Raw genomic sequence first — 3,953 nt, 5'->3', positions numbered from 1 at the left:
CCTTGCGGCAGGCCGACGATGAAGTCGTGAGCAAACGCCGTCGTGGCGGCGGCTTCGATCTCGCTGCGCGTGGCATCGGTTGCGCCATAAGATATATTGGCGGCCACGGTGTCGGCGAACAACGCCGGCTCTTGCGGCACCAGCGCAAACCGGGCGCGCAGCTCCTCAAGCGCCACCTCGTTCACCGGTAGGCCGTCGATCTCGACCTTGCCGCGGTGGGAATCGTAGAAGCGCAGCAGCAATGCGAAGATCGTGGTCTTGCCCGCGCCCGATGGCCCGACCAGCGCCACCCGCTCGCCCGGCGCGGCATGAAAGCTCACGCGATCTAGCGCATTCGTCTTGGGGCGCAGTGGATAAGAGAAGGACACGTCGCGGAAGGCGACCTCGCCGCGCGGCGGCACCGGCAATGGCTTTGGATGGCGCGGTGATTTGATGTTGGACTCCGCCTCGAGCAATTCGCCCAAGCGCTCGGCCGCGCCCATGCATTGGGCGAGCTCGCCCCACACTTCGCTGAGCCCGCCCACGGCGGTGGCGGCAAGGACGGCATAGAGCACGAATTGCGACAACCTGCCGCCGGTCATCGCCCCCGACAACACATCCTGAGCGCCGTACCACAACACGCCGATCACGCTGGCAAAGATGAGGAAGATGGCGATGGCGGTCAGCCCGGCCCGCGCCTTGGCCCGCGCATTGGCCGCGGCGAAGGAGCGCTCGACCGCAGCGCCGAACCGCGCCGCCGCCGCCTGCTCATGGGTGAAGGCCTGCATCACCCTCACCTGGGTCAGGCTCTCGCTGGCATAGGCCGACGCTTGCGCCAGAGTGTCTTGCGCTTGGCGAGATAGCGCCCGGACCGAGCGACCATAGGCCACCAGCGGCAGCATGATGACCGGAATGGCGATCAGCACCGCAAGCGACAATTTGGGGCTGGTCACCACCATCATCACCGTGGCGCCGATCAGCAGCAGGATATTCCGCAGCGCCTGCGAGATCGCCGTGCTGGCCGCCGCCTTCACCTGCGTCGTGTCGGCGGTGAGCCGCGACATCACCTCGCCCGAATGCGACACCTCGTAGAAAGCAGGGCTCAAGCCGGTCAGATGCTTGAACACGTCGCTGCGGATGTCGGCCACCACCCGCTCGCCGAGCCAATTCACCGCGTAGAACCGCGCCGCGCTGGCCAGCGCCAGCACCAAGCCGATGCCGGCCAGGGTGGCGAAATATTTGTCGATGAGATCCGGCTCGGTGCTGGAAAAGCCGAGATCGATCATGCGCCTGACGGCAAGCGGCACGGCCAGCGTGGCCCCGGCCGAGACGATCAGCGCAAGGAGTGCTGCGGCCAGCATCCCCTTGTGGCGAAGAAGATATGGCGTGAGCGCCAGGAGCGGGCGAAGCGAGGCGGGCCGTTCTCCCTCCTGTTCCGCGTCTTGCGCGGGGGGCTCCTCCTGGTGACGGTCGTGACCGTCGGACTGTTGCGTTACGAGTTGCACAAAAGAGGCCCAGTTGAGTTATCAGGGGGGAGAGACATGCACCCGATAACCGTTGGGGTGAGATTGCCTCTGTGGAGTGGCATTGGCAAGCTCGGACCTTCGCCAGAGCGGCGTTGAGGTGCCGCCAGCTATCCCCCTCCTAATTGGAGAGGTGGCAGACGGGATGGGGAAAAAGTCTGAGGTGAGAGGCCGCTACTCGGCGGCGAGCCTCACATACTCGCCTTTGCCGACAGGGCAGGCGGCCCACAGCTCTTGCAGCGCCCCGATCAACGTGGCGATCTCGGCGTCGGTATGCACCGGGGAGGGGGTAAAGCGCATACGCTCGGTGCCGCGCTTCACGGTCGGATAGTTGATCGGCTGGACGTAGATCCGGTAATGGGTGAGGAGCGTGTCGGTCACCGCCTTGCAGTGCACGGGATCGCCGACCATCACCGGCACGATGTGGCTCGGATTTTCCATCACGGGCAGGCGGGCCTCTGCCATCAGACCTTTCACCTTGCCGACCCGCTCTTTGAGGCGCGCGCGCTCGATCTCGCTCCGCTTCAGATGCCGGATCGAGGCGAGCGCGCCGGCGGCGATGGCCGGCGCCAGCGAAGTGGTGAAGATGAAGCCAGGCGCATAAGAGCGGATGGCGTCGCAGCAGGCGGCGCTCGCGGCGATATAGCCGCCCATCACGCCGAAGCCCTTGGCCAGCGTGCCGTTTACGATGTCGATGCGGTCCATCACCCCGTCGCGTTCGGCGATGCCGCCGCCGCGCGGCCCGTAAAGGCCGACGGCATGGACCTCGTCGAGATAAGTGAGCGCACCGTATTTCTCGGCGAGGTCGCAGATCGCCGCGATCGGGGCGATATGGCCGTCCATGGAATAGACGCTCTCGAACGCGATGATCTTGAGCGCCGACGCCGGGCCCTTCTTAAGCAGCTCCTCGAGATGCTCGACGTCGTTATGGCGGAAGATGTGCTTTTCGCCGCCGCCGCGCCTGATGCCCTCGATCATCGAGGCGTGGTTCGTCTCGTCGGAGAAGATCACGAGCCCGGGCATCAGCCGCTGCAGCGTGGCAAGCGTCGAATCGTTGGCGATATAGGCGCTCGTGAAGAGGAGCGCCGCTTCCTTGCCGTGCAAATCGGCGAGCTCGGCCTCGAGCTCGACGTGATAATGCGTGGTGCCAGAGATATTGCGCGTACCGCCTGAGCCCCCGCCGACCTCTTCGATCGCCTCATGCATGGCAGCCCGCACCACAAGGTGCTGGCTCATGCCGAGATAGTCGTTGGAGCACCACACGGTCACATCACGGGTGCCCTCTGCGCCGAAATGATCGGCCGACGGGTAAGCCCCACAGCGGCGCTTCAAATCGGCGAAGAAGCGATAGCGGCCTTCCGCATGCAGCGTATCCAGGTGCTGGCGAAAGCGATCCTCGTAGTCCATGCCCAACTTTCCCTTGGACCAATGGCCGGTCGCCGCTCTGCTATCTATCCCGACATTACTCAGATGACGGGGATCGACGTGAACGATACCATTGTGCCGACGTACACGGAAGCCCTTAAGCGACGTCTGCAAGTTTAGGGCACGGGCGCAGCCCGTCATGAGCCGAAAAAGGTGAAGTTGCGTTGCGCGACGTGCCGATCAACCCCGAGGCCTGAGCGCACGTCTACGGCGAACAAGGCCGAAGAGTCGCGGTCGTTTGCACCGCGGGGCACGGCAGGTCCTCGTGTCTAATCGAAATCCATCTCGTGATGATGGTCATGGTCATGACCGGGAAGCTCTGGCGGCGGCGGGCCCGGCACTTCGACCACCATGGCTTCGGTGGTGATGAGGAGGCCCGCTATCGAGGCCGCGCTTTGGAGTGCCGCGCGCACCACCTTCGCAGGGTCGATTATGCCCTTCGAAAAGAGATTCCCGTACTCGCCCGCTTGGACGTCGTAGCCATAGGCGCTGTCTGCCTCCTCGAGGATCTTGGAAACGACGACAGAGCCGTCGAGTCCGGCATTCATTGCGATCTGCCGGGCTGGCCAAGTGATTGCCTTCCTCACGATCTCGATACCCGCCTTCTGGTCGTCGTTGTCGTTGTCGTCGTCGAGTCTTACCAGCGCCCGACTGGCACGCAGCAAGGCGACACCGCCGCCTGGTAGAATGCCCTCCTCGACGGCGGCTTTGGTCGCGTTCATCGCGTTGCGGATGCGATCCTTTTTCTCCCGCACCTCGATCTCGGTGGCACCCCCGACACGGATGACGGCAACGCCGCCTGTAAGTCTGGCCAACCGCTCCTGGTGCTTCTCGCGATCGTAGTCGGAGTTGGCGTCCTTGATCCGGGCCTTGATCTCGACCACGCGAGCCTCGCTGTCGGATTTATTTGCGGCCCCGCCAACGATGGTGGTGTTCTCCTTGTCGACCGTCGCCTTCCTCGTGCGGCCAAGCATGTCGAGCGACACGGTCTCGAGTTTGAGGCCGAGATCGTCCGAGATCACCGTT

The 3,953-nt window shown here is 64.3% G+C and carries 3 protein-coding genes; all 3 read right to left on the bottom strand.

The features are described from left to right. A partial coding sequence (locus ACSLE4_RS08785; RefSeq protein ID WP_435904085.1) for an ABC transporter transmembrane domain-containing protein occupies positions 1-1,484 on the bottom strand: 1,484 nt, incomplete at its 3' end. A 192-nt stretch (positions 1,485-1,676) separates the two neighbouring features. Continuing rightward, positions 1,677-2,909: a 5-aminolevulinate synthase gene (hemA, locus tag ACSLE4_RS08780; protein WP_435904084.1), complete on the bottom strand. Its 1,233-nt coding sequence runs from the start codon at positions 2,907-2,909 to the stop codon at positions 1,677-1,679. Between the two features lie 287 nt (positions 2,910-3,196). Continuing rightward, positions 3,197-3,953 (bottom strand): TCP-1/cpn60 chaperonin family protein (locus tag ACSLE4_RS08775; protein ID WP_435904083.1); only part of this gene is annotated, 757 nt, incomplete at its 5' end.

The organism is Methyloceanibacter sp. (assembly GCF_051306395.1).
GTDB lineage: Bacteria > Pseudomonadota > Alphaproteobacteria > Rhizobiales > Methyloligellaceae > Methyloceanibacter.
This window is presented reverse-complemented; position numbering and strand designations above follow the sequence as displayed.